At 44.6% G+C, this 8,018-nt stretch carries 2 protein-coding genes; both read left to right on the forward strand.

Features of this window, described 5'->3' with window-relative positions; all coding sequences use genetic code 11:
* A partial coding sequence (locus tag WCM76_16430) for a T9SS type A sorting domain-containing protein (protein MEI6767218.1) occupies window positions 1-4,211 on the forward strand: 4,211 nt, incomplete at its 5' end.
* A 449-nt stretch (window positions 4,212-4,660) separates the two neighbouring features.
* The coding region (locus tag WCM76_16435) for a hypothetical protein (protein ID MEI6767219.1) at window positions 4,661-8,018 on the forward strand (3,358 nt) is incomplete at its 3' end.

The raw sequence follows: 8,018 nt of genomic DNA on the forward strand, positions 1-8,018 counted from the left end.
GTAACTCTCCATCCATTGACTTCACCAGCTCCCTGACCGATTTTTCGTTCTACAACCTTGAATTCACCGGACCCAATGTTACCAATGGAATCATCAATAACAATACGGGTCGTATCTGTACATTCAACAATGTTTCTTTTGCAGGACACGGGAATATTAACGGTAAGAACTCTTTCGGAGCACTTACTTTTTCTTCCGGCAAGAACTATATTCTTCAGTCGGGTATCATTCAAACCCTTACAGGAAGCTTGACGGCTCAGGGCGCTTGCGGTAACAACATTCTCATTAAAAGCTCAACCAGTGGTTCACAGGCATATATAAACAAAGCCGGTGGCTCGGTGGATGTTGATTACGTTTCTCTTCAAGATATCTGGGCACAGGGAACAGCAACATTCAATGCCACAAATTCTATTGCTATTTCGAATGTAAACGCTCAGTGGAATATCACAGCGCCGGCAGGAACAGGAGCCAATTATTACTGGATAGCAGGAACCGGAAACTGGAGTGACCCACTTCACTGGTCACTCACCAGCGGTGGAACGCCGAACGGACCCGGCTGTATTCCGGGTTCTTCAAACAATGTATATTTTGATGCGAACTCGGGATTTACAAGCGTAAATAAAACAGTGACGGTGAATGTTTCATCAGCTTCATGCAAGGACATGGACTGGACCGGCTCTGCAAGTTCGCCTGTTTTCACAACAACTTCGGGAAGTAATACATTGTCGGTTTACGGTTCGCTGACGCTGATTTCAGGAATGACCTGGTCATTCACCGGACCGGTCTCTTTTGCAGCCACATCCACGGGTAAGACCATTACATCGGCCAACAAGCAATTCCAGAACACCGTTTCATTTGACGGTAATGGCGGTGGATGGACACTGATGGACGGTTTCACCAACCCATCGAGTCTGACCTCGTTAAATTATGGCTCGCTCAATACCAACGGGCAAACCATGAACATTTACTATTTCAACACGAACAACAGCAACGTAAGGTCGCTCACCCTGGGTTCAACACTGATGCAATTATCGTATTGCTGCGGTGGCGCATTTTCGGTGAACCTCACGAACCTGACACTGAATGCAGGCACATCAACCATACGCATTACCACCAACAGTAACTCTCCATCCATTGACTTCACCAGCTCCCTGACCGATTTTTCGTTCTACAATCTTGAATTCACCGGACCCAATGTTACCAATGGAATCATCAACAACAATACAGGCCACATCTGTACTTTCAATAATGTTTCTTTTGCAGGGCACGGGAATATTAACGGGAACAATAAGTATAACAGCCTGACTCTCGGTGCAGGCCGGACCTATATTTTCCAGTCATCGACCACCCAGACATTCCTCGGTTCACTGAATGCGACCGGGACTTCAGGGCAAATGATTGACATCCATACATCAACGTCCGGAGTTCAGACGACTTTTACAAAAGCCAGTGGTTGCGTGGTACTCGACTACATTCTGCTCAAGGATAACAAAGCACTGGGTGGTGCGAATTGGTACACCGGAAGCCACAGTACAAATGTGGGCAACAACAACGGTTGGACTATTGGCGACCCGACCTTCCTGGGAACACCGGGAGCCATCAGCGGTAATACATCCGTATGCGCCGGGTCAAGCGGAAATACGTATTCTATTTCTGCCGTTGCGGGAGCGTCAGGATATACATGGAGTGTACCTACTGGTGCCACTATCACCGGCGGGCAGAATTCAACATCCATCACTGTAAACATGGGAACAGCCTTATTGGGAAGCATTTCTGTAGTTGCATCCAACTTATGTTTTACTTCAGCTTCAAGTTCGCTTGCGCTGACAATCAATCCGCTAATCACACCATTAGTTGCTGTTTCACCATCGTCAAACCCGACTTGCGCGGGATACTCTGTATTATACACTGCAACCCCTACCAACGGAGGCTCGACACCGGTATTCCAGTGGAAAGTGAATAACATCAATCAGGGATCAAACAGCAGTACATTTGCGTATATTCCGGCAAGCAACGACCAGGTTTCGTGTATACTTGTTTCAAACGCTACCTGCCCGTCGCCCTCAACAGCTACATCCAACACTGTTACGATGACCCTTAACCCGATTGTAACTCCTGCTGTTACTATAACTGCCAGCTCTAATCCTTCTTGCATTGGCAGCTCAGTTTCATATACGGCTGTTCCGCTTAATGGTGGCAGTAATCCTGTGTATCAATGGAAAGTGAATGGCAGCAATCAGGGAACCAATAGTTCAACCTATAGTTATATTCCTGCCAACAATAATCTGGTGAGTTGTATCATGACCTCAAATGCAACCTGCATCAGCAGCAGTACGGCAACTTCCAACAGCATCACCATGACAGTGAATCCGCTGCAGACGCCGGCGGTTTCTATTACTACCGCGACCAACCCGTCGTGTGCCGGTAATAGTGTAATATACAATGCAAGTCCGGTCAATGGTGGTGCTGCACCGGTATATCAGTGGCAGGTGAACGGAAGCAATCAGGGCACAAACAGTGCAACATTAAATTATATAGCTGTAAATAACGATCAGGTGCGATGTATCATGGCTTCCAATGCAGCATGTGCCAGTCCTGTAACGGCAACTTCAAACGCCATCACTATGACTGTGAACGTGTGTACACAAAGCTGGACTGGCGCTGCCGATTCAAACTGGAACAATATAGCGAACTGGTCAGGAGGGCAGGTGCCGCTTCCTGGAACCAATGTGACTATTTCTTCCGGTATGCCCCATCAGCCTGAGATTTATTGTGCTGCAAAATGCAACGCTCTTACCATCGCCAATGGTGCGACATTGACCATCAGACCAAACTGGTCACTGACTGCTTATGGAACAACAACACTCAATGGTTCCCAGTGCTTAATCATAAAATCCACCTTAGCAGGTACAGGGTCGTTTATCGATAACGGAACCATCAGCGGAAGCGGCACCATGAAGATGGAGCGATATATAACAGCCAACTTCTGGCATTATATTTCACCGGTGATACCAACAGCAACTGCGGGAGTTTTCAATGCCTGTTATCTAAAAAAATGGGCAGAAGTAAACTACTCATGGACCAACATTACAAGCACGTCAACACCTTTGAATGTTATGGTGGGATATGCCTTGAAGAGCAATATTACCAGTACATATAATTATATCGGGAAGCCGAATACCGGAGCTAAAACTATTGCTGTGACAAAAAACACCAGTACTATGGTGGATTCTAAAAAAGGCTGGAATCTTGTCGGAAATCCGTATCCAAGCACTGTGAATTGGGACACGGCGGGATGGACAAAGACCAATGTGAATGATGCTATTTATATTTACAACCAGACTTACGCGAACTATGCAAGCTATGTTGGCGGTTTCGGGACAAACGGCGGAACCAAATACATTGCCCCGGGACAGGGGTTCTATGTGGTTTGTAATAATATTGCGGGAGGCACCTTGGGTATGACCGGCAGTGTAAGACTGCACAAAGTAACTTCATTCTTCAAATCGGCGCCAACAGCAGATTACATCAGGCTAACGTTAAATCATAAGGATATTGAAGACGATATAATTATCAGAATCGACCCTGAGGCAACATCTGATTTTGATGGCAATTTTGATGCATATAAAATCGTAGTGCCTGAAATGAGTCAGTTGTGGTCAACCACTGTGAGTGACCGGGAGGAATATTATTCAATTAATACCCTGCCTGATGTAATCTCAAATCCGGATGTTCCGGTTTCAATGGTTGCAACTGAAGACGGAACCTACAGCATCAAAGCTACAGATTTTACAAGCCTATCAACACAGACCGGTTTATTTCTGGAAGATTTGAAAACAGGAGCTATTGTGAATCTTGCCGATGCACCTGTTTACACATTCAGTGCTTCTGTGGGCGATGATGCAAATCGTTTTATGCTCCACTTCTCCCCGCTTAATATCAGTTCAGTTGAAACGAATGACGAAAGCGGCGGTACAGTCATTTTCCCCAGTCCGAACAAAGGCAGCTTTACTATTTCGTGTGCGAAGGAAATAGAAGGAACTTCGCTTATTGAAATTTACAATGTGCTGGGTGAAATGATCTTCACCCAAAAGGTAAACAAGCTGAATAATTATGAAATCACTTTTAACGAATATTCGACAGGCGTATATTATGCAAAAATAATTTCACCTGACCGAAACAGAATTATCAGGTTCATTATGACTAAATAACTTGTAACAGAACCAAGGATGAGATGCTCCGCAATATCGCGACATATAGCCATTTATAAAGTTACTGGCACTATTGGCGAGATATTGCGGAGTTATTTTATAAATCATCCACCATTTTGAAATATTAATGGGAGGTGATTTTTGTCTAATCGCGCCTATGTTGAAAAATATCATATTATTGACTTTGATATTCCCATGTTAATTAGACGAAATTTTTATTTGCAAAAACCTTGATAAATAACACAATAATTCAATAACTTTATAGCACTATTTTCAATCACGGGTATAAACCTCAGGGCGTCCTTCCATTGGCGGGCTGGTTTAAAATGGCGCAACGGAGGCGCAGGGAATTTGCCCTCCGTCAGAGGCGGGATTTTTTGGCTTACAAATTTCAATTCACTGTGTTCTTAAAATTTGAGTCGCACGAATAAAAAATAATACTAATGACTATGAAAACAACAAATGTTAAAACTCTGCTGAGGAATTCTTTCCTCTTTATGATTATGGCCTTATGGAGCCATGCAGCTTATTCCACCAATTATTACTGGGTCGGAGGCACAGGTAACTGGTCAAGCCTCAATAACTGGGCGACCGTATCCGGAGGAACAATTCATCCGGCGGTTGTTCCGAGCCCCTTCGACAATGTGTATTTTGACAATTTGAGTTTTTCGGGCAGCGGGCAAACCGTAACCATTGATCAGACCATTGAAACCTGCCTGGATATGAACTGGTCGGGTGTGCCTGCGAATACAATACTTAACGGACCAAATAGCAATTCTCTGAAAATATACGGCAGCCTGCGATTCGATCCAAATGTAACTTTGAGTTTTCAGGGAAAAACATATTTTGAAGCAACCGGCACCGGTAAAACGATTACCACAGCAGGTAAAGTCTTCAACAACTATATCTACTTTCAGGGAGCCGGCGGAAGCTGGTTGCTGCAAGACGCTTTTAATGCAGGCAGCAATTATATTTATCTGATAAACGGCATTCTGAATACGAACAACCAGTCTGTTACCTGTGCGTACTTTAATTCAAGCCCTTCGACCATCCCGGCCAGATCGCTGATTCTGGGAACGTCCACAGTGACAATCACCGGTGGCTCGTCCTCATCTTGGTCTATTTACACAGATAATTTCACATTGTCCGCGACCTCATCAACAATACTATTCACAGGACAAAACGGCGGGATGTATAACTCAACCTACAATGGCATTTATACAAACCTGGCCTTCAACAATGTTGGTTTCACGAATTCGACCGGAACTTCCCAGATTTATTATCCTTATTCCTATGGAAATGCCACTTTTAAAAAAGTCACGTTTAATTGTGCTGGTCAGATAAAAGGAAATTTCACATTCGATACACTTTCGTTTACCCCCAATCATCTGTATGAATTTGAATCAGGAAGAACTCAGACCATCAACATGCTATTGAGTGCCAACGGGCTTTGTAATGCACCCATTTCAATCAGGTCACTTACGGCAGGAGTGCAGTCCACGATTAGTAAATCAGCAGGGAACATTACCATTTCAAACGCATCACTGAGAGATATGGTTGGAACAGGCGGCGCTTCATTTGTAGCAAATAATTCCGTTGACCTTGGCAATAATACCGGATGGGTGATAAACGTACCAACCCCGCGCAACCTTTATTGGGTTCAGGCCGGAGGTACGGGAAACGGATCGTGGGATGATATCGCACACTGGTCATTAAGCAGTGGCGGAGTTGGTGGAGAATGTGTTCCGACGGCCAACGATAACGTATTTTTTGACGCAGCGTCTTACAACGGTAGCGGGCAAAGCACAACCATCAATGTGAATGCCGTGTGCCGTGATATGACCTGGAACGGAACCACCGGAATGCCAAATTTGGCAGGCACCAATACATTTAATCTGAGCATTTATGGCTCACTTACGTTCTCCACCGCGATGAATCTTACGTTTCAGGGTAAAACCTATTTTGAAGCAAATGCAACCGGAAAAACAATAACATCGGCCACCAAAGTTTTCAATAATTATGTATATTTTCAGGGTTCAGGCGGCGGATGGACATTTCTGGATGATTTCAATGCCGGCTCAAATTATATTTACCTGATAAACGGAATACTGAATACCGGTAATAAAACCGTTACCTGCGCTTATTTCAATTCAAGCCCGTCGACCATTCCTCCACGAACATTGATAATGGGAACATCATTGATGATTATTACCGGCGGTTCGTCATCGTCGTGGTCTATTTATACTGATAATTTCACGCTGAGTGCCGCTTCATCGACCATACGGTTCACAGGGCAAAATGGCGGAATGTACAATTCCACGTATAACGGTATATACACCAATCTCTACTTCAATAAAGTTCAATGCACCAATCTGCTCGGCACTTCACAAATTTATTATCCGTACTCATATGGTGTTGCATTTTTTAAAAATGTCAATTTCGCCTGCAACGGACAAATCAAAGGCAATTTCACATTCGACACGCTAGCCTTTTCTGCTGATAAAATCTATGAATTTGAATCAGGCAGAACGCAAACAATTACTTCATTGCTCACTGCCGTAGGGACCTGCGTTGCACCTATAACTTTGAAATCCCTCACTTCAGGGCAACAGTCGACAATTACAAAATCTTCAGGTGCCATAACCATTGTTTATTGTTCATTGCGCGATATGGCTGCCACCGGAGGTGCCGTATTTACAGCCAACAATTCAACCGACATGGGTAATAACAGCGGCTGGATTATCAACGCTCCGACACCAAGAAACCTGTATTGGGTGCCATTCAGCGGAAGCGGAACAGGCAACTGGGATCAAACAGACCATTGGTCGCTCACCAGCGGAGGTCCGGGCGGACAGTGCATTCCCAACGCTTATGACAATGTATTTTTTGATCAGAACTCCTTCACAGGGGCAGGTCAGACAGCAACGATAAATGTGAGCGCATATTGCAATAGTATGGATTGGACCGGTGCATCAAATTACCCTACATTTGGTGGTACGAATACCAACAATCTCAGCATTTACGGCTCGCTCCAGTTCATTAACGCCATGAATCTCACGTATCAGGGCAAAACATTTTTCGAAGCCACCGCTACGGGTAAAACCATCTTTACCGATGGTAAGGTCTTCAATAATTATGTCTATTTCCAGGGTGCGGGCGGCGGCTGGTCATTCCTTGATGCGTTCAATGCAGGAAGTAATTACATTTATCTGATTAACGGAATCCTGAATACCAATAATCAGCAGGTAACCTGCGCATATTTTAATTCCAGTCCGTCGAGTATTCCAAACCGCACCCTGATTCTGGGTACTTCAGTTTTCGTAATAACCGGTGGTTCCTCGTCTTCATGGTCAATCTACACCGATAACCTCACACTGAGTGCGACGTCATCAGTGATACGGTTTACAGGGCAAAACGGCGGAATGTATAACTCCACCTATAACGGAATATATACGGGCCTCGCGTTCAACAAAATTGAATGCACTAACACAGCAGGAACCTCACAAATATATTATCCCTACTCTTACGGAGCAGCAAGTTTCTCGAAAGTCACCTTCTTAGGAAACGGACAGTTGAATGGCAATTTCACATTTGACACACTTAAATTCGCACCCGGAAAAACCTATGAAATAGAAGCCGGAAGAACCGAAACAATTCTCTCGATGCTCGATGCAACCGGTCTCGGCGGTTTCCCGATAGATATACGTTCCACGATTTCGGGACAGCAAGGCACCTTTTCAAAAGCCAGCGGTTGTGTGGTGCTTGACTTTCTGCAGCTGCGCGATAATAATGCGACAGGTGGTGCAT

The organism is Bacteroidota bacterium, from assembly GCA_037133915.1.
Classification (GTDB): Bacteria; Bacteroidota; Bacteroidia; order Bacteroidales; family CAIWKO01; genus JBAXND01.